The sequence below is a fragment of the Pseudoneobacillus rhizosphaerae genome, from assembly GCF_917563885.1.
Lineage (GTDB): Bacteria > Bacillota > Bacilli > Bacillales > Cytobacillaceae > Pseudoneobacillus > Pseudoneobacillus rhizosphaerae.
Window position 1 is genome coordinate 74,519 of the sequence record NZ_CAKJTG010000015.1, and the last position, 26,552, is coordinate 101,070.

Below are 26,552 nucleotides of genomic sequence, written 5' to 3' on the forward strand. Positions count from 1 at the left end.
TCTTTCATGGAGCGTCTTATGCTTGTCGGGGCTGATCAAGGCGCTTCCGCTTTTTGTCTAAACCTCTCACAATTATAGTGATATGACCCCAAAAAGACAAGTCTTAATAGAAGGGAGAGGGAGTAGGACAAAAAAAGCTGCCCAAATGAGCAGCTTTTAATTATAATGATGTTTTTTCAATATTAACAAGGCAATCATATAAAGTACTACCTAATCCATTATCAGATACTCGATTGGATGTTAGTTGATTGACCGAACCACCGAACTGACTCCAAATCCCTTCATCAATATTAATGGTATGGGGGTGAGCTTGCTTCATTATTTGAATAGAACCTGTGACCTTACCTCTGTCATTCCAAACCTTTACTTCATCCCCATCTTTTAATCCTTTAAGTTCAGCAATATCAATTGATATCTCTACCTTTACTTTTGGTAAAGGATTAAATAGCTGATAATGCTGTGAGTGATTAGAACGTAGTGGGTGAATGGTCAAAAGTGTAAATGGATAATTTTCAGCTAACTCCTGGTTCTTCCATTTCGTTTCATTCGGTAGAGTTAAGCCTAATTCTCCTCTGGCTGAAGTGAATTCATATTTACCGCTTGGCGTTTTAAATTGGTGGTTTTCCCAGGGAATTTTCTCAACAGGTAGTTCCAAAAATCCCTCTTGTTTTAATTTTTCCAGAGTGAAGCCGTGCACCTTCAATGACTGTATTCCTAAATCAATCCATTGCTCTGATGTAAAATCAAATTCATGACCAAAGCCTAATCGCTTTGCTAGCTCAGTCCATATCCATAAATCAGACTTTGCTTCACCTGGGGCATCCACAAGCTTTGGTCCATAATTTACATATTGATGGTACATGGAAGAGTAATAGATATCTTCTTCTTCAAATACAGTTGTTACAGGTAATAAATAATCAGCCAACTGAGCCGTATCAGTCATAAACTGATCCATCACGACTAAAGTATCTAGAGCTTCAAATGCCTTTTTAACCAGAGATGTATCAGGGACTTGTGTTAATGGATTTCCACACGTTACAAAAGCCATTTTTACAGGTGGATCCGTTGCTTCAAGTATTCCTTCTGCTTGTTTCATCATGGTAAAGGATCGAGATTGCTGTTTTCGGTCACCAAGTGTAAAAGCATTAGAATGGAATTTTTGGCCCACCTGAAGGTTTCCATAATTAGCGCCACCTCCAGCAATTCCAACATTTCCACTTATTGCAACTAATGCATCGATCAAACGTATAGTATTTCCACCATTTTCATACCGTTGCATCCCTAAACCCAGGTAGGTTGAGGTTGGACGATCACAATAAATCTTAGCAAGCAATTGAATATTTTCTAGGGAAACTTCCGCTTTCTCAATTATCTCTTCGAAAGTAATACTTGCTAGAAGGTTTTCAAGATCTTTAAATCCAACGGAATGGTTTTCAATAAAGTCACGATCCTCCCCATTGACACGAAGGATTTCCTTCATGATTCCAGCTGCTAAAATCCCATCCATTCCAGGTTTAACAGAAAGATATTGATCAGCGAGTTTGGCTGTAGCGTTATAAATAGGATCAATTACAATAATTTCTGCACCATTTTTCTTTGCTTGCTGAAGCCTTTGGTAAAAATGCATATTGGTCCGTGCGACATTTCGTCCCCAAATAATAATATGCTTACTATTAAAAACATCCTCAGGGTCATGGCTATAGGCATCTCCAAAGTCCCACTTTTGAGCCTCAATGCCAGCACCCCAACAAAGAGAACCTGTTAACTCTGTTACACCGCCGAAAAGATTAAAAAAACGTTGATCAAGATTTTTTAGCAAGCCGCCATTAGCATAATCATGGCTATGAAGAATCGAAGTCGATCCATAATTTTCTTTATAGTGGCTCATTTTAGCGGCAATTTCATCTAGAGCCAATTCCCAAGTAGTTTGTTCAAATACGCCATTAATCTTTTTTAATGGATATAAGAGGCGTTGTGAAGAATTGGTCCTCGTCTCAAGCATACGTCCACGACCACAGATTTTCCCCTTTGTAACTGGATGATGAACAGACCCATCCACTTTAACAACCTTGCCATCTTCCACAGTGACTTCAAAACCGCAATTATCCCAACAGTTTAAAGAACAAGAAGATTGATAAACCTTTGCCAATTCCTTCACACCTCTCCTTCGTAACTCGTTTTCTATTAGATTAATACATTTACGATAAAAAAAGAAGCATGAAGTTAGCCTTCATGCTTCACCAATATTTTCTTGAGCTTTCGTGTAAATTCCCTTCGTGGGATTAATACACTATGACCACAGCCTTCACACTTAATCCGTATATCCATTCCCAACCTAATAATTTTCCAGCGGTTAGCCCCACATGGATGGGATTTTTTCATTTCAACGACATCATTTAAACCAAATTCTTTTTGTTCCATGCCTATTTCCCTCCTTTTCCTGAGATCATTATTAAAAAGATAAAAATGTATAAATTTTTTAGACTTTAAAAACTGTCCAGCGCAAGCGGCCCAGCGTCTAGTGGACTTCACTCTCCCTCCCTACGATAAGTCAACATCGAATCGCAAAAAACGCGATTCGTGTTTCCTTTATCTCAGTCAAGAGAGCTCCAGTCCATACGCCGCTAAACGGGCGCTTCCGCTTTTCTTATTGAAATTGTGCTTCCAATCCATGTTGGTCTAACCAGAGCTTTAGATCTCTTCTGATCATTCTACCAACCGTAGTTTGTCGTAAAGGTTTTGTTTCTACAGCTATTCTTAAGATAATCTCGGAAGGACCAAAGTTTTGAACACCTAAAACTTCAGGCACTTTTACAAGATCATCATACTTTTCAGGTAATGTAACTAATAATTCCTGAATGAGTTGTTCTGCTCTTATAATGTCTGTTCCATACGCTAAGCTAATATCAATGGATGCTTTGCTATTATGTATTGAAAAATTCGTGACTTGTATGATACTTCCATTTGGTAGGATATGAAGTTCGCCAGATCCACTTTTCAATTTTGTCGTTCGAAGGCCAATTTCTTGTACAACACCTTCAAGTGTACCAATCCGTACTTGGTCACCTACAGAAAATTGATCTTCAAAAATAATAAAAAATCCAGTAATAATATCCTTCACTAAATTTTGAGCCCCAAAACCAACTGCTAAGCCTACAATGCCAGCACCAGCCAACAACGCTTTAACATCAATAGTTAATGTGGAAAGAATCATCAAAAACGCCATAAACGAAATGACATACGTAAGGATATTTTCCAATAGCTTCATCAATGTGGTTTCTCGGCGTTCGGAGGTTCTAATGGGTGACTTTAGACGCACTTTGAAAATATTGTTAATTGCTACCTTGCCAATTCGAATAATGATATTTGATAAAATAAGTATAGCAATAATTTTCATTGCCATTTCACCAAGAGAAAGCCAATTTTCCTCATTTAATAATTCTAACTTCATTTTACTATAAAGCCTCGATATATAATCCACTTCATCACCTGCTATTTCTTATCTACTACCATCATAACCATATTTAAATATGCCACAACCAATCCATGTTATTTTAACAATATTTTTGCCAACTTTGTAGTTCCATCGATAATAAAAGTGAATCTGAATGTATAGATTTCCGGAATAGTCCGTATACTGTAACATTAAGCTTTTTCATGAAAATGCCGTGGGAGCTAATTTACAAGGAGTGGACCTATGAATCTCAAATCTGGATTTTTTGATAGACGAGGTGGAATAAAGGTTTTTCATGATGATGGGGAAGCTGTCACTTTATTATCTAATCAAATTTTAGAAATGATTCCACCCCATACCATTCGACCAATCGTTTTTGTTTGTATAGGTACAGACCGTTCGACTGGTGATTCACTTGGCCCATTAGTTGGATCCCTTTTAGAAGAAAAAGGTCCACATCCATTTTACATTTATGGAACGTTAGACGATCCTATTCATGCCGTTAATCTTGAAGATAGATTAAAAGAAATCAAGCAAAAGCATTTTTATCCCTTCATCATCGGCATTGATGCTTGCCTCGGAAAACTGAAAAGTGTTGGAGCCATTCAAGTTGCAAATGGCCCAGTTAAGCCAGGTGCAGGTGTTAATAAAGAGCTCCCCCCAGTAGGAGACATTCACCTTACAGGAATTGTAAATGTGAGTGGTTTTATGGAATTTTTTGTTTTACAAAATACACGTCTAAATCTCGTTTTAAAAATGGCTAAAACCATTTCAAATGGGATTTATCAAGCAAGTATAAAATATCGAATTAAAAAAGCAGAGTGGAGTCCACTTCAATTAAATAATGAAGAAACGGTATAGCTTAAAGATGGATGATACTAATCCATCTTTTTTATTTTTCACTTTTTTTTTTCTCTACCTGCAATAATTTATCCTCTATTTGCTCAGCATAAGTAATATGAAATCTGAGGGAGGAACGAATTTGAAGTTTATTCTATTTTTAGCTGCATTAATCATTATATTTCTACTTGCCTATATTGTTTCTAACAATAAAAGGGAGATTAAGCTTAAGCCGATTATTATCATGCTCGTTTTACAGCTACTCCTATCTTTTTTACTGCTAAATACCGAATTTGGCCTTGTCATTATTAGAGGAATCTCGACTCTTTTTGATCATCTCTTATCCTACGCTGCAGAAGGAATAAACTTTGTATTCGGTGGGATTGCAAACGAGGGAGCAGGTCCATTCTTCTTAAATGTCTTATTACCGATTGTATTTATTTCGGTATTAATTGGGATTGCTCAATACATAAAGGTACTTCCCATCATCATCCGATATTTAGGATTAGTATTAAGCAAAATCAATGGCCTTGGAAAATTAGAATCATACAATGCTGTCGCTTCTGCTGTTTTTGGACAATCTGAGGTTTTTATTTCAGTAAAAAAGCAGCTACCATATATTCCTGAACATCGCCTCTACACATTGTGTACCTCAGCGATGTCAACCGTATCAGCATCCATATTAGGTGCCTATATGACGATGATCGAACCCAAGTATGTCATTACGGCACTTGTCCTGAATTTATTCGGTGGATTTATCATTGCGAATATCATTAATCCGTATACGGTATCCCCAGAGGAAGATATCATTGAAGTTCAAGAAGGGGGTAAACAAACCTTTTTTGAAATGCTAGGAGAGTATATTCTAGATGGTTTTAAAGTAGCTATCATAGTTGCAGCGATGCTTATTGGGTTTGTTGCCCTAATTGGAATGATTAACCAAGTGTTTGCTTCTATTTTCGGCATCAGTTTTCAGGTTGCACTTGGTTATGTTTTCGCCCCACTTGCCTTTGTTATTGGCGTTCCCGCATCAGAGGTCGTTAAAGCGGGAACCATCATGGCAACCAAATTATTATCGAATGAATTTGTCGCTATGATCGATTTAGGTAAAATTTCTACATCGTTATCAAACCGAACCGTTGGTATCATTTCAGTCTTTCTTGTTTCCTTCGCCAATTTTTCATCCATTGGCATTATCGCAGGGGCAGTAAAGGGACTAAATGAAAAACAAGGGAATGTAGTAGCAAGATTTGGAATTAAATTACTTTATGGAGCTACACTTGTTAGCTTATTAACAGCTGCCGTAACTGGAATTATGTTATAGAAGGAATAAAAAAATCCGCTTATAAATCTAATCGATTTACCAGGCGGATTTTTTCATTCAATCGCGTTTATTTTGCAAAAAAATACATCAGAGTCACAATCACACCTGTTATGACAATCCCTGGCAAGAGGTTTGCCACTTTTACTTTCATTAATCCAGTTAAATTTAACCCAATAGCGAAAATCATCACTCCGCCTGTTGCAGTCATTTCCAAAATAAAGCTATCCATTAGTGCTTGTGGAACAAACCGGTCAATTTGTGTTGCAAATAGAGCAATCGCTCCTTGGTAGAGAACAACCGGAATAGCAGAAAAAAGGACACCGATACCTAATGTTGTCGTTAATATAATGGAGGTAAAGCCATCAATAATGGCCTTTGTATAAAGAACATCATGATCCCCGCGGATTCCACTATCTAAAGCTCCAATGATGGCCATCGCGCCAATCAAAAAGATAAGTGTCGCTGTAACAAATCCTTCTGAAATGCTACCTTTACCACTTTTGCCAATCTTCGACTCTAACCAATCACCGAGTTTATTCAATTTATCATCTAAGGCAAAATGCTCCCCAATAACAGCTCCAACAACTAAACTGATAATCACAATTAAAAAATTATTACTTTTGAATCCCATTTGAAGACCTAATACCATGACAGCTAGTCCAATGGCTTGCATAACCGTTGACTTCATACCCTCTGGAATTCGATGAAAAAGCTTTCCGAGCAAGGTTCCAATGACAATTAATAAGCCATTAATAAGTGTTCCTAATAAAACCATCTTACATCCACCTATCCATTTACTTCGAAAAGCGAAATAAATTCAACTTGAAATATACATATCAATAAAGAGAGTGAATAGAAATGAAACTTAGAATAAATGAAAAAAGAAAAGGCCGGCACCTTAAGAAATACTCATTCTTAGGGCAAGACCTTTATATTGATTGCTCCTGTTCGAGAAGTTCTAAAATTCGATTTAAATCTTCTTTTGAGAAAAACTCAATTTCTATTTTTCCTTTATTTTTCGTTTGTTTAATATGAACAGATGTTCCGAAGCGGTCACGCAGAACACTTTCTTGTTCCCTAATAAAGATATCTTTATCTATTTTCGGTTTCTTTGTTTCACGTGGAACATTTTCATTCAATTGTTGAATAAATTGCTCAAGTTGGCGGACATTTAAGCCTTCTTTTATCACTTTATCAACTAAAGCCGGTAGCTTATCCTTTTGCTTTAATCCTAATAAAGCTCGCCCATGCCCCATTGAAATTTCACTATTTGAAATTAATTCTTGAATTTTTGCTGGTAAAGATAATAAGCGGATATGGTTTGCAATGTGTGGGCGACTTTTTCCAAGACGCTTTGCTAAAACCTCTTGTGTGACATTTAGCTTATCCAGTAGAGTTTGATAGGCTATCGCTTCTTCAATAGGTGTTAAATCTTCACGCTGTAAATTTTCTAGAACGGCTAATTCCATCATTTGCTGTTCTGTAAATTCACGTACAACTACTGGAACCTTCTCGAGTTTTGCTTCTTTTGCAGCTCTAAATCTTCTCTCACCTGCAAGAATCTCAAATCCTTTAATACTCTTGCGAACAATGATTGGTTGTAAAATTCCATGTTCTAAAATGGAGTTTTTCAACTCTTCAATGGCTTCAGGTTGGAACACCTTCCTTGGCTGATAGGGATTGGGGCGAAGTTCTTTAACACTAATTTCTTGAATAGATTCATCTTTTGTCACTTCTACATTAGCAAAAAATGCATTAAGACCTTTACCTAAACCTTTAGCCATTTGAAACCACTTCCTTTGCCAAATCTAAATACACTTCCGCACCACGTGACTTTGGATCGTATATGATTATTGGTTCTCCATGACTTGGAGCTTCACTTAAACGTATATTACGAGGAATAATAGTCTTATACACTTTATCTTGGAAATACTTTTTCACTTCTTCGATTACTTGTAATCCAAGGTTTGTCCGAGCATCAAGCATCGTCAGTAAAACGCCCTCTATTTTCAAATCCTGATTAAGGTGCTTTTGAACTAATCTCACGGTATTAAGAAGCTGACTTAATCCTTCTAATGCATAATACTCACACTGAACAGGTATTAATACTGCATCTGAGGCTGTTAATGCATTAAGTGTTAATAGCCCTAATGATGGAGGGCAATCAATAATAATATAATCAAATTGATCTTTCACTTCTTCTAAAGCACGCTTTAATCGAACTTCCCTCGAAATAGTCGGAACAAGCTCAATTTCAGCACCCGCTAATTGAATCGTTGCAGGAATTACATAAAGATTTTCAACTGAAGTCGGTTTAATTACCTCACGAGCTTCTACGTCATCTACTAATACATCATAGATGCATTGATTCACTTCCGATTTTTCTACCCCAATACCACTTGAGGCATTTCCTTGAGGATCCACATCAACTAGCAATACCTTTTTTCCAATATAGGCTAAACAGGCTCCTAGGTTAACAGAGGTTGTAGTTTTACCTACCCCACCTTTTTGATTGGCAATCGCAATAATTTTCCCCACGATGTCACCTACCTTCATTGTAAGAACTTAAATCTTTTAAACATAAATACTATTTTATCATGAAACAATCTATTATTTTGTTTTTTTCTCTAAATAATCTCATATTCTTACAGATTCTTTTTCCAATTTAAATGTAACAAATTAATCTCATATTCTTATAGATTCTTTCCCCAGACAAGAAAAAAACAGTGAGAAACTTCCCTAGAAGATTAGCTTCTCACTGTAGTAATAATCATTATTTTTTCTTCGGAATACGTATTGTAAATTGATAGTACTCGTCAAATTCCTCTTCATCTGCATTTAAGTCAATACCACTATCAGATACCATTGATAATGATTGCCGAATGGTATTGACAGCAATACGCATATCTTTACTAAATGCTTTGCGCTTAGGCTTTGGTTTTGGATTACTTTGCTCAAGTAGTTTAACAACACGATCTTCCGTTTGCTTCACATTTAAATTTCTTGCGATAATTTCCGCTAATAACTTAACCTGAAGCTCAGGGTTTTTTAATGGAATAAGAGAACGGGCATGTCTTTCGGTAATTGACTTATTTAAAAGTGCATCCTGAACATCCTGAGGTAGCTTTAATAGACGAAGCTTATTGGCAACTGTAGATTGCCCTTTGCCAAGTCGCTGGGCTAATGCCTCTTGTGTCAAATTATGTAGCTCTAATAATTTACCATATGCGATGGCTTCTTCAATGGGAGAAAGTTCCTCACGTTGAAGATTTTCAATTAGGGCAACAGAGGCTGTTTCAGTATCACTTAAATTTTTAATAATTGCTGGAACTTCTCCCCAGCCAAGACGATTCATTGCTCGCCAACGACGTTCCCCCGCAATAATTTCAAATTGGTCATTCCCTAGCTCGCGTAAAACAATAGGTTGAATTATTCCATGTGTATGAATCGTTCGAGAAAGCTCTTCTATTCTCTCATCATCAAAAACCGTTCTTGGTTGAAAACGATTTGGAACAATATTTCCAATTGGGATTTTACGAATCTCTTCATGTTGCTCGTGTGGTTCTTGTTCCTGTTGATCCTGCACGTCTGTTATCAATTCTTGTTCATGAACCTCTTTTTTCTCTATAGTAGCTTGCTCTCCCTTTTCGCCGAGGCCAAAAAAGCGTGAAAAAGAATTTTTCATCACCCTACACCACCTTTACGAAACTCCCGTTTTACATATTCTTTATATAAATGACAATTTCCTGCCTTCATATACATTTTAAAACAAAGTTGGCATGTCTGCTTAAAAATTGTCATCCTTTTTTCATCGTTTTTCGACAAGAAGTCCTTACTAGTCTACTCTATTGGTGTTTTATTCGGAGTACCAGGTTTTCTTGGGTATTGTTTTGGAGTGTTTTTCTCCTTTTGAATTAGAATAATATTTCTTTCACTATTTTCAATCGGCAGTAAAAAACTTTCCTTTTTGATAATACTTCCACCTAGAGTATGAATTGCTTTTCCCGCAATTTTCACTTCATCCTCAGCACTTGCTGCTTTCATAGCGAGGAAAAACCCACCTTTTTTTACAAGTGGAAGGCATAACTCACTTAAAACGGAAAGCCTGGCGACAGCTCTTGCTGTTACGACATCAAATTGCTCACGATACTCCTTGTTTTGACCAAATGTTTCTGCACGGTCATGAACAAATCGAACGTTTTCTAACCTTAAAATAGTTGCTAAATGCTCTAGAAAGTTGATTCGCTTATTTAGAGAGTCCACAATGGTGACATGGATGTTAGGGAAGGCAATCTTGATAGGAATACTAGGGAAACCTGCGCCAGCTCCAACATCACAAATCGTCATCTCACCTTTAAAGTCAAAATAAAATGCTGCGCTAATGGAATCGAAAAAATGCTTTAAATAGACATCCCCTTTTTCGGTAATAGCAGTTAAATTCATTTTTTCATTCCATTCAACAAGTGTTTCATAATATTGTTCGTATTGCTGCAATTGGTTGGCGGAAAGAGTAACTCCTTTTTCCGCCAACGCAGACTGAAATTGATCTACCTTCATATTCTTTGTTCAACCCATTCCATTTTAGTTCGTTTTAGCAATCCGTCCTTGCTCCAAATAAATGAGCAAAATTGAAATATCAGCTGGATTTACCCCAGAAATACGAGATGCTTGAGCAAGTGAGAGTGGTCGTACTTGTTTTAAATTTTGTTTCGCCTCATTCGCTAGACTTGAAATTGCATCATAGTCAATATTCTCTGGAATCTTTTTATTTTCCATCTTTTGTAGTCGCTCTACCTGCTGTAGGGACTTTTCAATGTAACCTTCATATTTAAGTTGGATTTCCACTTGTTCTTTTACATCTTCATGAAGTTCAACTTCTGAAGGAGCTAACTTGTCTATATGGCTATAGTTCATTTCTGGCCGCTTTAATAAATCAGAAGCACGGATGCCGTCTTTTAATTCACTTCCACCCATTTGTTTGATTAACTCTTGAACCTCAGCAGTAGGTTTAATAAAGTGAGATTTTAATCGCATCATTTCCGCTTCAATTGCTTCTTTTTTAGCTATAAATCGCTGCATTCTTTCATCTGAAATCATTCCAACGCGATGACCAATTTCAGTTAATCTTAAATCAGCATTGTCATGACGAAGTAATAGTCTGTACTCGGCTCTAGAAGTTAATAGGCGATATGGCTCGTTTGTACCTTTTGTAACCAAATCATCAATTAATACCCCGATATATGCATCAGAACGTTTTAAAATGACCTCTTCTTTTCCTAATGCCTTTAATCCAGCGTTCATTCCAGCCATCAATCCTTGACCAGCCGCTTCTTCATAACCAGATGTTCCATTAATTTGTCCAGCTGTATAAAGGTTTGGAAGTTTTTTTGTTTCCAATGTTGGCCAAAGCTGTGTTGGAACAATAGCATCATATTCAATGGCATAACCTGCGCGCATCATTTGAACCTTTTCCAGTCCAGGAATGGTTTTTAAGAGTTGTTGCTGTACATCTTCGGGCAAGCTTGTGGAGAGACCTTGAACATACACTTCATGTGTATTTCTTCCTTCTGGTTCTAAGAAAATTTGATGACGAGGTTTATCATTAAATCGGACCACTTTATCCTCAATCGATGGACAATAACGAGGACCTGATCCCTTAATCATTCCAGAGTACATCGGTGAACGATGTAAATTTTGGTCAATCAATGTATGCGTATGTTCATTTGTGTAAGTTAACCAGCATGGGAGCTGATCGGTAATATACTTTGTTGTTTCATACGAAAAAGCTCTTGGTTTTTCATCACCAGGCTGAATTTCCGTTTTACTGTAATCAATCGAATGGCTATGAACGCGAGGAGGAGTTCCCGTCTTAAAACGGACAAGGTCAAACCCAAGCTCTTCTAAATGCTCCGATAATTTAATCGATGGCTGCTGATTATTTGGACCACTAGAATATTTTAATTCCCCTAAAATAATTTCACCACGTAAAAAAGTCCCTGTCGTAATGACAACCGTTTTGGAACGGTAAATGGCCCCAGTTTGCGTAATCACACCTTGGCACACTTCATCTTCCACAAGAAGTCGATCAACCATCCCCTGCAATAAGGTTAAATTAGGCTGGTTTTCAATTGTTTTTTTCATCTCATGTTGATAGGAAAATTTATCTGCCTGTGCCCGTAATGCCCGTACTGCTGGCCCTTTACCTGTATTTAACATTCTCATTTGGATATGAGTTTTATCAATATTTCGACCCATCTCTCCACCAAGAGCATCGATTTCCCTAACTACAATCCCTTTAGCTGGACCCCCAACTGATGGGTTACAGGGCATAAATGCTACCATGTCCAGATTGATTGTAATCATTAATGTTTTTGCACCAACTCGAGCTGCTGCAAGGCCTGCTTCACTCCCTGCATGACCAGCCCCAATGACGATGACGTCATAACTTCCTGCCTCGTATGGCATAATGTTTAAACCCCCTACCTATTTCCCTAAACAGAACTGCGAAAAAAGCTGGTCAATTAAACTTTCATGAACACTTTGTCCAATAATTTCCCCTAACAATTCCCACGTTCTTGTAAAATCTATTTGCACAATATCAATAGGTGTTCCTGATTCGACACCATCAATTGCATCTTCAATTGAATTTAAAGCTTGATTCAGTAAAGCAATATGACGACTATTTGAAACATACGTCATATCACCCGCTTCGATTGATCCAGCAAAAAAGAGAGCAGCTATCGCTTCCTCTAATTCATCAACCCCACGATCCTCCAGTAAGGACGTTCTAATAATTTTATGTCCCTTAGCTAATTGTTCCACGCGTTCCATATTGATTTTCTGTGGGAGGTCCATTTTATTAATAATGACAATAACATCCATACCTTCAACGGCTGCAAAGATATTTTCATCCTCAATCGTTAATTCATCTGAATGATTTAACACTAATAAAATTAAATCAGCGTCCTTTAAAACTTGACGCGATTTTTCTACACCAATTCTTTCCACAATATCTTCTGTTTCACGAATTCCCGCTGTATCTAATAATTTTAAAGGAACTCCGCGTACGTTCACATACTCCTCAATAACATCTCGGGTCGTCCCCGGGATATCTGTCACGATTGCCTTATTTTCATGGACAAGGCTATTTAGTAGTGAAGACTTCCCGACATTCGGTCGTCCAACAATAACAGTCGCCAAGCCTTCTCTTAATATTTTTCCTTGTTGTGAGGTTTGTAATACTTTTTCTATTTCAGCTTTGACATACCGAGCTTTATCTATTAATAAATGATGGGTCATTTCTTCAACATCATCGTATTCTGGGTAATCTATATTGACTTCAACATGTGCAAGTGTTTCTAAGATTTCTTGTCTTAGCTTTTGAATTAATCTTGATAAGCGCCCTTCCATTTGACCTAACGCAACATTCATCGCTCGATCCGTTTTTGCGCGGATTAAATCCATCACAGCCTCCGCTTGCGATAAATCAATTCGGCCATTTAAAAAAGCACGCTTTGTAAATTCCCCTGGATCTGCTAATCTTGCTCCATTATTCAAAACGAGCTGTAACACCCGATTAACGGAAACAAGCCCCCCATGGCAATTAATTTCAATAACGTCTTCTTTCGTAAACGTTTTTGGTCCCTTCATAACAGAAACCATGACTTCTTCCGCCACTATATCTGTTTTCGGATCGACTAGATGACCATAATGAATCGTATGGCTATGTACATCAACTAACCTCTTTCCTCCAACTCCTCGAAATAGCTTGTCTGATATATGAATGGCTTTTTCCCCACTTAGTCTGACAATAGCGATGGCTCCTTCTCCCATTGGAGTAGAAATCGCTGCAATAGTATCAAATTCCAAGTGTTACACCTACTTTCCAAAAAAAAACAAAAATTCCTCTATTTTTGATAACTGAAATCTATAATTCGATTTATCCACAACTATTCGATTTATATCATACTTTATTTTTTATCAACAAAAAAATAATTTATCTGCTCTATTTTAACTTATCCACATGTGAATAACAACAAACAACATGAAACTGCTTTTTTGCCTTTATTTACATGAAATTTCCAAATAAAAAAAGCTCCCGAGATACTCGGAAGCTTTCAGCAATTCTTATTTAACTGGAGTAATAACAATATGTCTATGCGGTTCAGACCCATCTGAGAAGGTTTTTACCTTTTTATTATCTACTAATGCAGTATGGATTACTTTACGCTCATATGAAGGCATAGGTTCCAAAGCTACATTTTGACCTGTCTTAACCGCTTTTATTGCTAAGCGACCTGCAAGTTGAATCAAGGTATCATTTCTGCGCTTCCGATAATCTTCAGCGTCAACCGTTACATTTAGATATTGCTCATGATAACGATTAATAACTAATTGGGTAAGATATTGCAGCGAATTCAATGTTTGCCCTCTTTTACCAATTAATAAAGCGATTTTTTCACCGGAAAGGTTAAAAAGTACATTTTTGCCTTCCTTCGTGATGTCAACTTTAACAGAAACACCCATTTGTTCACTTACATTAACAAGAAAAATCTTTGCCTCTTCAATTGGATCAGCCTTAACTGTCACTTGGACAATAGCTGGACGTGAACCAAAAATACCAAAAATACCTTTTTTACCTTCATCGATGATCAAAATTTCTGTGCGGTCTTTTGTTGTTTTAAGCTGAGCTAAAGCTGATTCCACTGCCTCGTTGACATTTTGTCCTGTAGCAGTTATTTGTTTCACTTTTTTGCTCCTCCCGCATCGCCGGTGGCCTTAGCTGCTCTTAAATCCGGCCCTTTAATAAAGTAAGTTTGTGCAATCATAAAACAGTTACCAACTACCCAATATAAGGATAATGCAGCCGGGAAATTGATTGCAAACACGATAATCATAATCGGCATCATCCAAAGCATCATAGCCATTTGTGGGTTTTGATTTGCTGTTCCAGCCATCATCATCTTCTGTTGAATAAAGGTAGTTGCACCTGCAACAAGTGGAAGAATGTAATATGGATCTGGAGCCCCAAGGTCAAACCATAAGAAGTTATGTTCTGCAATTTCCCTAGTTCTTGAAATAGCATGGTAAAAACCAATTAGAATTGGCATTTGGATTACCAACGGAAAACATCCAGCTAAAGGATTAACTCCATGCTTTTGAAATAAAGCCATTGTTTCCTGTTGAAGTTTTTGTTGTGTTTTTTGGTCTTTTGAGCTGTACTTTTCTTTTAGAGCTGCCATTTCTGGTTGTAATGCCTGCATAGCTTTAGAGCTTCTAGTCTGTTTAATCATTAATGGTAAAATAGCTAAACGAATAATTAAGGTAACCACAATTATGGATATTCCAAAGCTTCCCCAAGCAATCTCAGCCATTTTTATGATAAACAATGATAATGGGTACACAATGTACTCATTCCAAAAACCAGTACTTTCTTCTGTAATAGGCTTGTTTACTTCCGTACAGCCTGACAGAAATAAAACTAACGAGATGAGACCGATTATTAAAAATATTCTCTTCCTCAAATCTTTTTTCCTCCTTTTTTCTCGGGTATATCGTAAATAAAGAATAGCTAACCTTTATTACTTTTAATTTCATAATGGACACAAGAGTATTTTAACAGTTAGTACATGGAATAAAAAGAGAAATCTAGCTTTGTTTTAAATCGCTTTCACGATTTTTCTCCAAATTTCTTGGATTTTTTTCTAAAATCATTGCTAATCGTAGAACGTGAATCATACTGCTCTTTATTTCAGCAAAATTCATCGTCGCAGCAGGTTTTCGCGCAATAATAATAAATTCTACATCTTTATGTATTTGATCTGAAAGCTCTAATAGAGTTTGGCGTAAATATCTTTTGATTTGATTCCTTGTAACTGAATTTCCAACCTTCTTGCTAACAGAAAGGCCAAATTTAAAATTTTCAAGTTCAGTCCTTTTAAAGGAATATACGACAAATTGACGGTTTGCCACAGATTTTCCCTTTTTGAATACCTCTTGAAACTCTGCATTTTTTTTTATCCGAAATGTTTTTTTCATTTACTCACCCGCAAATTTAGCTTATTAAATCTACAATGACACGAGGGAAGCAATCCCCCATGCCACTAGTTTATTGCTTGTCCAGGTCAAAGACGCATCTTTATTTTTATCCAAAAACTAAATGATTAGAACAATTGTATTTATTTCTTGGAACAAAATCCACTAATGCTAGAAAAAAAGACCACTGAGACATTTCAGTGGCCTAGGCAGATAATACTTTTCTTCCCTTTAGACGACGACGTGCTAGAACTTTACGTCCGTTTGCACTGCTCATACGACTACGGAAACCGTGAACTTTACTATGTTTACGCTTATTTGGTTGATATGTTCTTTTCATTATATGACACCCCCTTCGAGGAATAACTGTTCAGACAGTCTTTAATATTATATAGACGAGATGGGAAAATTGTCAACCATCAGCTACGGTTTTATTTACAGATTCCAACAATTCCCGATTTGTTCTTTTAAGAATTGCCAAAGTTATGTTAAGGCATATTATCTTTTGAGAACTTCAAAAAACTAGGCAAGCCGCCTCCGCTTTTCGGTTTGTCTAGCTCCGGCGGCTAGACCCTCGAGGTCATAAGCCACTCCCAACATGAAGGCTAAGTTCGGCCTCCATGTTGGGAGCGTCTTATGCTTGTCGGGTCTGGGCAAGCCGCCTCCGCTTTTCTAGGCTGTGGATAGTTTTTCGACAATATTTTTATTATCCACAACCCCTATCGACAGGTTTTTCACAAGTAAGGATGTTGTGGACAATTTTTATCCTTATGAACGGAACTTGTGGATAAAGTATGAAAAACCATTGCAGAGCTTCGTTTTATTTGATATTATTATTTTGTTTTCACTCTGGATAAATAATTCTATAAATCTCGTTATCCACAGATTGTGGATAACATGTGGACAGGTTATTACGAGCCTTTGTAAAACGTTGTCCACATGTGGTGGATATTGTCGAAATACCTATTTACTTCCCTATTATATATTTTTCCACATTCATTGAGATGAATATTTATAAAAACAGCATTGTGCATGTTGTACAACTGATGAAAATAAGAAAAAATATAGTCAGCTTGCTCAAGGAAAAGGCATTAAATAATTTCCCTTGGGGTATTTTGATGAAAAAAAATTAAAATATTTAGGACTAGCTGTTACGACTGAACAAGACAAAAATGCGTTAAAAAGGGAGGGATACTGTTTGAAAAATATTGCTGATCTTTGGGATGCTGCATTAGGAAATATTGAAAAAAAAATCAGCAAACCAAGTTTTGATACATGGCTAAAATCTACAAAGGCTCATTCCCTTCAAGGCGATTTACTCGTGATAACTGCTCCAAATGAATTTGCACGCGATTGGCTTGAAGAGAGGTATTCCAATTTAATATCCTCCATATTAGCCGAAATTACTGGAGAAGAGCTCGAAGTGAAATTTATCATTCCTCAAAATCAAAACGAGGAAGAAGCTGACTTTCCAACACCTCAAAAGAAACCAAAAAGGGTGGAAGAGCATGTTGAACTTCAACAAAATGTATTAAATACGAAATACACATTTGATACGTTTGTTATTGGTTCCGGCAATCGCTTTGCACACGCAGCTTCTTTAGCAGTTGCCGAAGCACCAGCTAAAGCTTACAATCCATTATTCATTTATGGAGGCGTAGGACTAGGTAAAACCCATTTAATGCATGCAATAGGACATTATGTATTAGATCATAACCCTGCAGCCAAGGTTGTTTATTTATCTTCAGAGAAATTTACCAATGAATTCATTAATTCCATCCGGGATAATAAAGCCATTGAATTTCGAAATAAATATCGTAATGTGGATGTTTTACTTATTGATGATATTCAGTTTTTAGCTGGAAAAGAATCAACACAAGAGGAATTTTTCCATACCTTTAATACCCTTCATGAGGAAAGTAAACAAATTATTATCTCAAGTGATCGTCCACCAAGAGAAATCCCAACCCTAGAGGACAGACTGCGTTCTCGCTTTGAATGGGGCTTAATTACGGATATTACCCCACCTGATTTGGAAACAAGAATAGCCATTCTAAGGAAAAAGGCCAAAGCAGAAGGCTTAGATATTCCGAATGAAGTAATGCTGTACATTGCTAACCAAATCGATACAAATATTCGAGAATTAGAAGGAGCCTTAATTCGAGTAGTTGCTTATTCTTCTTTAATAAATAAAGATATCAATGCCGATCTAGCATCGGAAGCATTAAGGGATATTATCCCTAGTTCCAAACCTAAGATCGTTACAATCCTAGATATCCAAAAAATTGTTGGCCAAAACTATAGTATTAAACTTGAAGATTTTAAGGCTAAAAAACGGACAAAGTCAGTCGCTTTTCCAAGACAAATTGCTATGTATCTCTCAAGAGAACTAACCGACTATTCTTTACCGAAAATTGGGGAAGAATTTGGAGGAAGGGATCATACTACAGTCATACATGCTCACGAAAAAATTTCAAAGCTTTTGCAAACTGATTCTCAGCTTCAAAAACAAGTCAAAGAAATAAAAGAAATGTTAAAAGTATAGTTAAGGCCCTATTTTCACAAAAGGCATTCTTTTTTGCGAAAATATCTGTGCTAAATTGTGTATAACTGGTTACTACTTGCACACAGTCTGTCCACATGTGGATAGACTGTGTTTCCTTTCGTTTACTAGGGTTATCCACATACTAACAGGCCCTACTAGTACTTCTACTATTTTTTAAAACATATAATATATGTAATAGACCCTAAAAATATTCCATACGGAGGATTAAAAAAATGAGATTTATAATCCAACGCGATCGCCTTGTCCAAAGTGTTCAAGATGTGATGAAAGCTGTCTCAACTAGAACAACAATTCCGATTCTAACTGGCATTAAGATGGTTGCAACAAATGAAGGAGTTACCTTAACAGGGAGTGACTCTGATATTTCCATTGAATCTTTTATTCCAAATGAAGAAGCTGGAGATGAAATCGTAGAGATTAAACAACCAGGATCCATTGTCCTGCAAGCTAAATTCTTCAGCGAAATCGTTAAAAAGTTACCTAAAGACATTGTGGAAATTGAAGTGGAAAACCATTTACAAACGGTTATTCGTTCTGGCAAATCTGAATTTCACTTAAACGGTTTAGATGCAGAAGAATATCCATTACTTCCACAACTTTCGGAAGAAAATATTTTTAGAGTCCCAACCGACCTTTTAAAAGCGATGGTGCGTCAAACTGTATTTGCAGTGTCCACCTCAGAAACACGCCCTATCTTGACAGGTGTAAACTGGAAGGTAGAACAAGGTGAATTAACCTGTATTGCAACAGATAGTCATCGTTTAGCATTCCGCAAAGCGAAGGTAGAAACAGAAAATACGGATCATTACAATGTTGTTATTCCAGGAAAAAGTTTAAATGAATTAAGTAAAATTCTTGATGATCATGAAGAATTTGTCGAAATCGTAATAACTGCAAACCAAGTTCTATTTAAAGCTAAACATTTATTATTCTATTCAAGATTACTAGAAGGGAATTATCCTGATACTAGCCGTTTAATTCCAACAGATAGTAAAACGAATATCATTTTGAATACAAAGGAATTTTTACAAGCAATCGACCGCGCTTCCCTACTTGCAAGAGACGGACGAAATAATGTTGTTAAATTTTCAACATTAGAAAATGGAATTGTAGAAATTTCCTCCAATACTCCTGAAATCGGTAAAGTAGTAGATGAAGTTCAAAGTCAATCCATCGAGGGTGAGGATTTGAAAATCTCGTTTAGTGCAAAGTATATGATGGATGCACTAAAGGCCCTTGAAGGAACAGATGTTCAAATTAGCTTTACTGGAGCAATGAGACCGTTTTACATGAAACCACTTCATGACGAGTCGATTTTACAGCTTATTCTTCCTGTTAGAACATATTAATAAGCAACAAATAGGGGCTATCCAAATATGGTTAGCCCCTTTTACTTTTAATGAAAATGAGATTGGCTTTAAATTCTTTTAGCTTTTCTTTGTGTATTAACCATTTATTTAGTAAAATAAAGTATTGAGTATAATTAGAAACAATACTGATGAAATGAGTGAAGCCAACCGTGACACAGAAGGTAAAGATTGATACTGAATATATTGCTTTAGGTCAGTTTTTAAAATTAGCAGAGGTTATTCAATCTGGTGGTATGGCAAAGTTCTTTTTACAAGAATATGACGTGTTCATAAATGGTGAGCAGGACCAACGTAGAGGAAGAAAGCTCCGGAATGGAGATGAAATTAAAATTCCTGGATTTGGAGAATATGTCATTACTAACTAAAGGATGGCAATGTAATGTATATTGAGCATTTAGTTCTTCAAGATTACCGTAACTATGAAAATTTGAAAATAAGGTAAATGTCATTCTCGGTGAAAATGCCCAAGGGAAAACAAATGTGATGGAGTCTATTTATGTATTGGCAATGGCCAAATCTCATAGAACAACAAATGACAAAGATTTAATTCGTTGGGATCAAGAGTATGCTAAAATAGAAGGTAGACTGCAAAAAAACTATGGACCATTACCGATGCAACTTGTCATTTCTAAAAAAGGGAAAAAGGCTAAATGTAATCATATTGAACAACAAAGATTAAGCCAATATGTAGGAAACATGAATGTCGTTATGTTTGCACCAGAAGACCTTCATCTAGTAAAAGGGAGTCCACAAGTTCGGCGCCGTTTTATTGATATGGAAATTGGACAAGTGTCCCCTATTTATTTACATGATATGAGTCAAATGCAAAAAATACTACAACAACGCAATCATTATTTAAAAATGATGCAAATTCAAAAGAAAAGCGATGAGGCAATGCTTGAAATTTTGACAGACCAATTTATTCAGGTAGCTGCCAAAATTGTCCTTAAACGCTTTGAATTTATTCATTTACTTGAAAAATGGGCAAAACCAATTCATTCAGGGATCTCTAGAGGCCTTGAAACGTTGAAAATTGAGTATAAACCTTCAGTAGATGTATCAGAAGATCAGGAATTGTCGAAAATGGTAGAAAGATTTGAAAGTAAATTTGCTGAGGTGAGAAAAAGAGAAGTTGATCGTGGTGTTACCCTATTCGGTCCACATCGTGACGACTTGCTTTTCTATGTAAATGATCGGGATGTTCAAACCTTTGGTTCCCAGGGACAACAACGAACCACGGCTTTATCTATTAAGTTAGCCGAAATAGAATTAATCCATTCAGAGATTAAAGAATATCCCATTTTATTATTAGACGATGTTCTTTCCGAATTAGATGATTATCGACAATCCCATTTGTTAAATACGATACAAGGAAAGGTACAAACCTTTGTAACGACAACAAGTGTTGAAGGAATTGATCATCAAACACTAAAAGAGGCAGCAACATTTACTGTTGATGCAGGATCTATAGGCAGAGTTTAGCGAGGTGAAACAATGTATATCCATATTGGAGAAGAGATTTTAGTTAGAACAAAAGAGATTATAGCCATACTTGATAAAGACGTTCATTCTTCCCAGTATATTCAGGAATTTCTCCAACATAATGAAAAACATACAGAAAATCTCTCGAAAAATCCCTTTAAATCCATTGTTGTTACAAAAGAGAAAGTATACCTTTCACCTTTATCTTCAACAACATTAAAGAAAAGAACGCAACAGCTTATAGTAATGGATTTTTAAAATGCCTCAAGGTTTTTTAAAAAAATAATAGATGCAAAATTGAAGTAATAGAAAGTGTAGGTGACTGACTTTGACAACTGAACCAAAGGTAATCCAAGAGGAATCCTATGATGCTAGTCAAATACAGGTATTAGAAGGTCTTGAAGCTGTTAGAAAACGCCCAGGTATGTATATTGGTTCAACAAGCGCTAAAGGTCTTCACCACTTAGTGTGGGAAATTGTTGATAATAGTATCGACGAAGCTTTAGCAGGCTATTGTGATGAGATTAACGTTTTGATTGAACCTGATAACAGTATTACGGTAGTCGATAATGGTCGTGGAATTCCTGTAGGTATCCATGAAAAAACAGGTCGTCCGGCACTTGAAGTAATCATGACTGTTCTTCACGCTGGTGGAAAATTTGGTGGTGGAGGTTATAAGGTTTCCGGAGGTTTACATGGTGTAGGTGCCTCTGTAGTTAATGCTCTTTCATCTATCTTAGAAGTTCATGTCCACCGTGATGGCAAGATTCACTATCAAAAATTTGAACGTGGTATTCCAGCAGCTGACATCGCAATTGTTGGGGAAACGGATCATACAGGAACTACTACACATTTTAAGCCAGATGGTGAAATATTCACTGAAACATTAGAGTATGATTTCGAGACGCTTTCAACACGTTTGCGCGAACTAGCATTCTTAAATCGTGGACTAAAGATCACAATTGAGGATAAGCGGGAAGAAAATAAAAAGAACGAGTATTATTACGAGGGCGGAATTAAATCTTATGTAGAACATTTAAATCGGACAAAAGAAGTAATTCACGATGAACCGATTTATATGGAGGGACAAAGAGAGGGAATCTCTGTAGAGGTAGCTATACAGTATAATGATGGCTATACTAGTAATCTTTACTCCTTTGCAAATAATATCCACACTTATGAAGGTGGGACCCATGAATTTGGATTTAAAACAGCCTTAACCAGGGTAATTAATGACTATGCAAGAAAGCATGGGATTTTTAAAGAGGCTGATGCAAACCTTTCTGGTGAAGATGTACGAGAAGGGATTACTGCAATCGTCTCAATTAAGCATCCTGACCCACAATTTGAAGGTCAAACAAAAACGAAATTAGGTAACTCAGAAGTAAGAACGATTACAGATGCCGTTTTTGCAGATACATTTGAAAAGTTTTTACTCGAAAATCCTTCTGTTGCTAGAAAAATAGTGGATAAGGGCTTAATGGCTGCTCGAGCACGTTTAGCAGCTAAAAAAGCAAGAGAATTAACTCGCAGAAAAAGTGCATTAGAAGTTTCTAGCTTACCTGGTAAATTAGCGGATTGTTCCTCAAAGGACCCTTCAATTAGTGAAATATATATAGTTGAGGGTGACTCTGCAGGTGGATCAGCTAAACAGGGACGTGACCGTCATTTCCAAGCTATTCTCCCGTTGAGAGGGAAAATTCTTAATGTTGAGAAAGCACGTCTTGATAAAATCCTTTCTAACAACGAAGTTCGCGCAATGATTACTGCAATCGGAACCGGAATTGGTGAAGATTTTGACATTGCTAGAGCACGTTACCATAAAGTAGTTATTATGACAGATGCGGATGTCGATGGTGCCCATATTAGAACGCTTCTCTTAACGTTCTTCTATCGTTTTATGAGACAAATATTAGAAGCGGGATACGTATACATTGCTCAACCGCCATTATATAAAGTTCAACAAGGTAAACGAATTGAATATGCTTATAACGAAAAAGAGCTTGAGCGAATCTTTGCAGAGCTTCCAAGTGCACCTAAACCTAATATCCAACGTTATAAAGGATTAGGAGAGATGAATCCTGAACAGTTATGGGATACAACGATGAATCCTGACACTAGAACGATGCTTCAGGTTAGTCTCGAAGATGCAATTGAAGCAGATGAAACCTTTGAAATGCTCATGGGTGACAAAGTTGAACCACGACGTAACTTTATCGAGGCGAATGCTCAGTATGTGAAGAATCTCGATATTTAGTAAGAAAAGCGGAAGCGCCCGTTTAGCGGCGTATGGACTGGAGCTCCTCTGACTGAGATAAAGGAAACACGAATCGCGTTTGTTGCGATTCGATGTTGACTTATCGTAGGGAAGGGGAGTGAAGTCCACTAGACGCTGGGCCGCTTGCGCTGGACAACTTTCGAGGTCGAAATTGTTATATTATCTAAATTTATTTAAAAAAGGGGTAGAGGGCAACCACTATCCTCCTTTTTCTTTACAAAAGGCTTCTTTTACAAAATTTATTATTTTGAATACAGCCTTAAGTTTAAAATTTAGGCTAATCGTCACCTAAAATTGGAGGTGCCAAATATGGCTGAAACACCAAATTCCCAAATTAATGAGATTAATATAAGTCAAGAGATGAAGGCTTCCTTCCTTGACTACGCAATGAGTGTTATCGTTTCACGTGCATTGCCTGATGTTCGAGATGGTTTAAAGCCAGTTCATAGACGTATTTTGTATGCGATGCATGATCTTGGTATGCATTCGGACAAACCATATAAAAAGTCAGCTCGTATTGTCGGTGATGTTATTGGTAAATATCACCCACATGGCGATTCAGCTGTGTATGAAACTATGGTTCGTATGGCGCAGGACTTTAACTACCGTTATATGCTAGTAGATGGACATGGAAACTTTGGATCTGTAGACGGTGACTCAGCAGCTGCGATGCGTTATACAGAATCTAGGATGTCTAAAATCTCAATGGAATTATTGCGAGATATCAATAAAGACACAATTGATTATCAAGATAACTATGATGGCGAAGAAAGAGAGCCTGTTGTTTTACCAGCTAGATTCCCGAATCTTTTAGTCAACGGAACAACAGGTATTGCTGTTGGAATGGCTACTAATATTCCTCCACACCAGCTAGGTGAAGTCATTGATGGTGTACTTGCTGTCAGTCGTGACCCTGAAATAACGATTCCAGAGTTAATGGAAATTATCCCGGGTCCAGATTTCCCAACTGGAGGACTCATTCTTGGTAGAAGCGGTATTCGAAAGGCTTATGAAACAGGTAGAGGATCCATTACTTTACGAGCAAAGGTCGAAATTGAGCAAAAATCTAATGGAAAGGAAGCTATTATTGTTAATGAGCTTCCATACCAAGTCAATAAAGCAAAATTAGTAGAAAAAATTGCCGAATTAGTTCGTGATAAGAAAATTGATGGTATTACCGATCTTCGTGATGAATCAGACCGTAATGGTATGCGTATCTATATCGAAGTTAGAAAAGATGCTAACGCAAATGTTCTATTAAATAATTTATATAAACAAACATCTCTTCAAACTAGTTTCGGAATTAACACATTAGCCCTAGTTGGTGGACAACCAAAAGTATTAAATCTAAAGCAATGTCTTGTTCATTACTTAGACCATCAAGTCGTCGTTATACGTAGAAGAACAGAGTTTGAATTACGGAAAGCAGAAGCGCGTGCACATATTTTAGATGGCTTACGAATAGCTTTAGACCATTTAGATCAAGTAATTAGCTTAATTCGTGCATCAGCAACAACTGATATTGCGCGTGAAGGCTTAATGACAACCTTCCAATTATCTGAGAAACAAGCTCAAGCTATCCTAGACATGCGTTTACAACGATTAACAGGACTAGAGCGAGAGAAGATTGAAGAAGAATATCAAAGCTTGGTTAAACTTATCAGTGAATTGAAAGCAATTTTAGCAGATGAAGAGAAGGTACTTGAAATTATCCGTGAAGAGTTAATTGAAGTTAAAGAACGCTTTAACGATAAGCGTCGAACTGAACTTGTTTCTGGTGGCTTAGAGTTTATCGAAGATGAGGATTTAATACCTCAAGAAAACATCGTTATTACATTAAGTCATAATGGCTATATAAAACGCCTTCCAGTTTCTACTTATCGCTCACAAAGACGAGGTGGACGTGGAATTCAAGGTATGGGTACTAATGAAGATGATTTTGTTGAACATCTAATCACAACTTCAACTCATAACACCATCCTTTATTTCACAAACAAAGGGAAGGTTTATCGTAAAAAAGGCTATGAAATTCCAGAATTCAGTCGGACAGCTAAGGGAATCCCTATCATAAACTTATTAGAAGTAGAAAAAGGAGAAATGGTAACAGCCATTATTCCTATAGAAGAGTTTGTTGATGATTGGTATTTATTCTTTACAACTAAAGAAGGTATTTCCAAACGTTCACCATTATCATCGTTTGCTCATATCCGAAATAACGGTTTAATTGCCTTAAATTTAAGAGAAGAAGATGAATTAATTTCTGTTAAGCTTACTGATGGTACGAAGGAAATTATTATTGGTACTAAAGATGGAATGCTCATTCGTTTCCCAGAAACTGATGTCCGTTCTATGGGTAGGACGGCAACGGGTGTTAAAGGAATAACACTTAGACATAATGATGAAGTAGTAGGAATGGAAGTTCTAGAAGAAGATACTGAAATTCTAATCGTTACTAAAAACGGTTATGGTAAAAGAACTGCAGCAATGGAATATCGTGTTCAAAGCCGTGGTGGTAAAGGAATTAAAACATGTAATGTAACGGAGAAAAATGGAGATTTAGTTTCCATGAGAGTAGTTACAGGTGAAGAAGACTTAATGCTAATTACAACTGGTGGCGTTCTTATCCGTCTAGCAGTTGATGAGATTTCTAGCATGGGGCGTAACACACAAGGGGTAAGACTAATCCGTCTAGATGAAACTGAAGATGAATTTGTCGCTACAGTTGCAAAAGTTGAAAAAGAAGATGAAAAAGAAGATGAAGTCGTAACTGAATTAGAAGAATCTAGCGATTCAGAAATAGATGTAGTTACTGACTCAGATACTGAGACAGAATAATAAACTAGGGGGCCACAATATTTTGTGGTCCTTTTTTTATTTTTTTCTTGTCTAATAAAAATTATACTGATATAATAGATGAGGTCGACATGGACATGCGATAAAAACATGTACCAAATATTAAAAAAGTGTTGACGATTAAAACTAGAAATGCTATATTAATAAAGTCGCTTACGGGCGAATAAACAAATTTGCTCTTTGAAAACTAAACAACCAAACAATAATAAATGAAGTGAAAACTTTCTTTTAAAGGAAGTTGGAACTAAGCCAGAGTAAACTTTATGAGCTAATCAAACACTTTATTGGAGAGTTTGATCCTGGCTCAGGACGAACGCTGGCGGCGTGCCTAATACATGCAAGTCGAGCGA

The 26,552-nt window shown here is 36.7% G+C and carries 22 protein-coding genes, 1 rRNA gene and 1 pseudogene; 10 read left to right on the forward strand and 14 right to left on the reverse strand.

All coding sequences use genetic code 11. From position 1 onward, the window contains the following. Nucleotides 1-160: 160 nt before the first annotated feature. From LRP83_RS13940 to LRP83_RS13950, 3 genes are all read right to left on the reverse strand, one after another. Nucleotides 161-2,149 (reverse strand): molybdopterin-dependent oxidoreductase, encoded by a 1,989-nt coding sequence (locus LRP83_RS13940; protein WP_230497308.1) that lies wholly within the window; start codon nucleotides 2,147-2,149, stop codon nucleotides 161-163. Nucleotides 2,150-2,223: 74 nt separating this feature from the next. Beyond that, nucleotides 2,224-2,421 (reverse strand): DUF951 domain-containing protein, encoded by a 198-nt coding sequence (locus LRP83_RS13945; RefSeq protein WP_230497309.1) that lies wholly within the window; start codon nucleotides 2,419-2,421, stop codon nucleotides 2,224-2,226. Nucleotides 2,422-2,647: 226 nt separating this feature from the next. Beyond that, entirely contained in the window at nucleotides 2,648-3,481 is an 834-nt protein-coding gene (locus LRP83_RS13950; RefSeq protein ID WP_435531357.1) for a mechanosensitive ion channel family protein, read from the reverse strand. 216 nt (nucleotides 3,482-3,697) lie between these two features. Between LRP83_RS13950 and yyaC the strand changes: the two genes are divergently transcribed. Next, entirely contained in the window at nucleotides 3,698-4,315 is a 618-nt protein-coding gene (gene yyaC, locus LRP83_RS13955) for a spore protease YyaC (RefSeq protein WP_230497310.1), read from the forward strand. A 121-nt stretch (nucleotides 4,316-4,436) separates the two neighbouring features. Then, nucleotides 4,437-5,618, forward strand: coding sequence for a NupC/NupG family nucleoside CNT transporter (locus tag LRP83_RS13960; protein ID WP_230497311.1), 1,182 nt, complete (start codon nucleotides 4,437-4,439; stop codon nucleotides 5,616-5,618). A gap of 67 nt (nucleotides 5,619-5,685) precedes the next feature. On the opposite strand, the gene LRP83_RS13965 is transcribed toward LRP83_RS13960, so the two are convergent. From LRP83_RS13965 to rpmH, 11 genes are all read right to left on the reverse strand, one after another. Next, nucleotides 5,686-6,393, reverse strand: coding sequence for a DUF554 domain-containing protein (locus LRP83_RS13965; RefSeq protein WP_230497312.1), 708 nt, complete (start codon nucleotides 6,391-6,393; stop codon nucleotides 5,686-5,688). Nucleotides 6,394-6,547: 154 nt separating this feature from the next. Beyond that, nucleotides 6,548-7,402 (reverse strand): ParB/RepB/Spo0J family partition protein, encoded by an 855-nt coding sequence (locus tag LRP83_RS13970; RefSeq protein WP_230497313.1) that lies wholly within the window; start codon nucleotides 7,400-7,402, stop codon nucleotides 6,548-6,550. Continuing rightward, the gene (locus LRP83_RS13975; protein ID WP_230497314.1) at nucleotides 7,395-8,156 is read right to left on the reverse strand and encodes a ParA family protein; all 762 of its coding nucleotides are present in this window, start codon (nucleotides 8,154-8,156) and stop codon (nucleotides 7,395-7,397) included. The genes LRP83_RS13970 and LRP83_RS13975 overlap by 8 nt, the downstream gene beginning before the upstream one ends. 235 nt (nucleotides 8,157-8,391) lie before the next feature. Next, complete coding sequence (noc, locus tag LRP83_RS13980) at nucleotides 8,392-9,303, reverse strand: nucleoid occlusion protein (protein WP_230497315.1); 912 nt, start codon at nucleotides 9,301-9,303, stop codon at nucleotides 8,392-8,394. Nucleotides 9,304-9,458: 155 nt separating this feature from the next. Continuing rightward, the gene (gene rsmG, locus LRP83_RS13985; RefSeq protein ID WP_230497316.1) at nucleotides 9,459-10,175 is read right to left on the reverse strand and encodes a 16S rRNA (guanine(527)-N(7))-methyltransferase RsmG; all 717 of its coding nucleotides are present in this window, start codon (nucleotides 10,173-10,175) and stop codon (nucleotides 9,459-9,461) included. A gap of 24 nt (nucleotides 10,176-10,199) precedes the next feature. After that, entirely contained in the window at nucleotides 10,200-12,083 is a 1,884-nt protein-coding gene (mnmG, locus tag LRP83_RS13990; protein WP_230497317.1) for a tRNA uridine-5-carboxymethylaminomethyl(34) synthesis enzyme MnmG, read from the reverse strand. An 18-nt stretch (nucleotides 12,084-12,101) separates the two neighbouring features. Next, entirely contained in the window at nucleotides 12,102-13,487 is a 1,386-nt protein-coding gene (mnmE, locus tag LRP83_RS13995; protein ID WP_230497318.1) for a tRNA uridine-5-carboxymethylaminomethyl(34) synthesis GTPase MnmE, read from the reverse strand. Nucleotides 13,488-13,745: 258 nt separating this feature from the next. After that, complete coding sequence (gene jag / locus LRP83_RS14000) at nucleotides 13,746-14,366, reverse strand: RNA-binding cell elongation regulator Jag/EloR (protein ID WP_230497319.1); 621 nt, start codon at nucleotides 14,364-14,366, stop codon at nucleotides 13,746-13,748. Beyond that, entirely contained in the window at nucleotides 14,363-15,142 is a 780-nt protein-coding gene (spoIIIJ, locus tag LRP83_RS14005; protein WP_230497320.1) for a YidC family membrane integrase SpoIIIJ, read from the reverse strand. Before spoIIIJ ends, jag begins: the two co-directional genes overlap by 4 nt. 124 nt (nucleotides 15,143-15,266) lie before the next feature. Beyond that, complete coding sequence (gene rnpA / locus LRP83_RS14010; protein ID WP_230497321.1) at nucleotides 15,267-15,656, reverse strand: ribonuclease P protein component; 390 nt, start codon at nucleotides 15,654-15,656, stop codon at nucleotides 15,267-15,269. A gap of 202 nt (nucleotides 15,657-15,858) precedes the next feature. Next, nucleotides 15,859-15,993 (reverse strand): 50S ribosomal protein L34, encoded by a 135-nt coding sequence (gene rpmH / locus LRP83_RS14015; protein ID WP_007084526.1) that lies wholly within the window; start codon nucleotides 15,991-15,993, stop codon nucleotides 15,859-15,861. 858 nt (nucleotides 15,994-16,851) lie between these two features. Here rpmH and dnaA point away from each other — a divergent pair. The 8 genes and pseudogenes from dnaA to LRP83_RS14055 all read left to right on the forward strand — a co-directional run. Beyond that, a complete protein-coding gene (gene dnaA / locus LRP83_RS14020) occupies nucleotides 16,852-18,198 on the forward strand; it encodes a chromosomal replication initiator protein DnaA (protein ID WP_230497322.1) in 1,347 nt (448 codons plus the stop codon). Between the two features lie 233 nt (nucleotides 18,199-18,431). After that, nucleotides 18,432-19,568, forward strand: a complete 1,137-nt coding sequence (gene dnaN, locus LRP83_RS14025; RefSeq protein WP_230497323.1) for a DNA polymerase III subunit beta — start codon at nucleotides 18,432-18,434, stop codon at nucleotides 19,566-19,568. Between the two features lie 170 nt (nucleotides 19,569-19,738). Beyond that, the gene (gene yaaA / locus LRP83_RS14030) at nucleotides 19,739-19,954 is read left to right on the forward strand and encodes a S4 domain-containing protein YaaA (protein WP_230497324.1); all 216 of its coding nucleotides are present in this window, start codon (nucleotides 19,739-19,741) and stop codon (nucleotides 19,952-19,954) included. Between the two features lie 14 nt (nucleotides 19,955-19,968). Next, nucleotides 19,969-21,071 (forward strand): annotated as a pseudogene (recF, locus tag LRP83_RS14035) (DNA replication/repair protein RecF). A gap of 12 nt (nucleotides 21,072-21,083) precedes the next feature. Then, nucleotides 21,084-21,329 (forward strand): extracellular matrix regulator RemB, encoded by a 246-nt coding sequence (remB, locus tag LRP83_RS14040; RefSeq protein WP_230497325.1) that lies wholly within the window; start codon nucleotides 21,084-21,086, stop codon nucleotides 21,327-21,329. Nucleotides 21,330-21,399: 70 nt separating this feature from the next. Then, nucleotides 21,400-23,328, forward strand: a complete 1,929-nt coding sequence (gene gyrB / locus LRP83_RS14045; RefSeq protein WP_435531358.1) for a DNA topoisomerase (ATP-hydrolyzing) subunit B — start codon at nucleotides 21,400-21,402, stop codon at nucleotides 23,326-23,328. A 330-nt stretch (nucleotides 23,329-23,658) separates the two neighbouring features. Continuing rightward, nucleotides 23,659-26,184 carry a DNA gyrase subunit A gene (gene gyrA / locus LRP83_RS14050; protein WP_230497326.1) on the forward strand — a complete coding sequence of 842 codons (2,526 nt, stop codon included), beginning with the start codon at nucleotides 23,659-23,661 and terminating at the stop codon, nucleotides 26,182-26,184. A gap of 299 nt (nucleotides 26,185-26,483) precedes the next feature. After that, a 16S ribosomal RNA gene (locus LRP83_RS14055) occupies nucleotides 26,484-26,552 on the forward strand; the annotation flags it as partial.

Coding starts and splice junctions, on each gene's coding strand:
- rpmH (WP_007084526.1), bottom strand. CDS start 15,993: ATGAAAAGAACATATCAACCAAATAAGCGTAAACATAGTAAAGTTCAC.
- LRP83_RS13965 (WP_230497312.1), bottom strand. CDS start 6,393: ATGGTTTTATTAGGAACACTTATTAATGGCTTATTAATTGTCATTGGA.
- LRP83_RS13970 (WP_230497313.1), bottom strand. CDS start 7,402: ATGGCTAAAGGTTTAGGTAAAGGTCTTAATGCATTTTTTGCTAATGTA.
- mnmG (WP_230497317.1), bottom strand. CDS start 12,083: ATGCCATACGAGGCAGGAAGTTATGACGTCATCGTCATTGGGGCTGGT.
- noc (WP_230497315.1), bottom strand. CDS start 9,303: ATGAAAAATTCTTTTTCACGCTTTTTTGGCCTCGGCGAAAAGGGAGAG.
- remB (WP_230497325.1), top strand. CDS start 21,084: ATGTATATCCATATTGGAGAAGAGATTTTAGTTAGAACAAAAGAGATT.
- yyaC (WP_230497310.1), top strand. CDS start 3,698: ATGAATCTCAAATCTGGATTTTTTGATAGACGAGGTGGAATAAAGGTT.
- dnaN (WP_230497323.1), top strand. CDS start 18,432: ATGAGATTTATAATCCAACGCGATCGCCTTGTCCAAAGTGTTCAAGAT.
- rsmG (WP_230497316.1), bottom strand. CDS start 10,175: ATGAAGGTAGATCAATTTCAGTCTGCGTTGGCGGAAAAAGGAGTTACT.
- gyrA (WP_230497326.1), top strand. CDS start 23,659: ATGGCTGAAACACCAAATTCCCAAATTAATGAGATTAATATAAGTCAA.
- LRP83_RS13945 (WP_230497309.1), bottom strand. CDS start 2,421: ATGGAACAAAAAGAATTTGGTTTAAATGATGTCGTTGAAATGAAAAAA.
- rnpA (WP_230497321.1), bottom strand. CDS start 15,656: ATGAAAAAAACATTTCGGATAAAAAAAAATGCAGAGTTTCAAGAGGTA.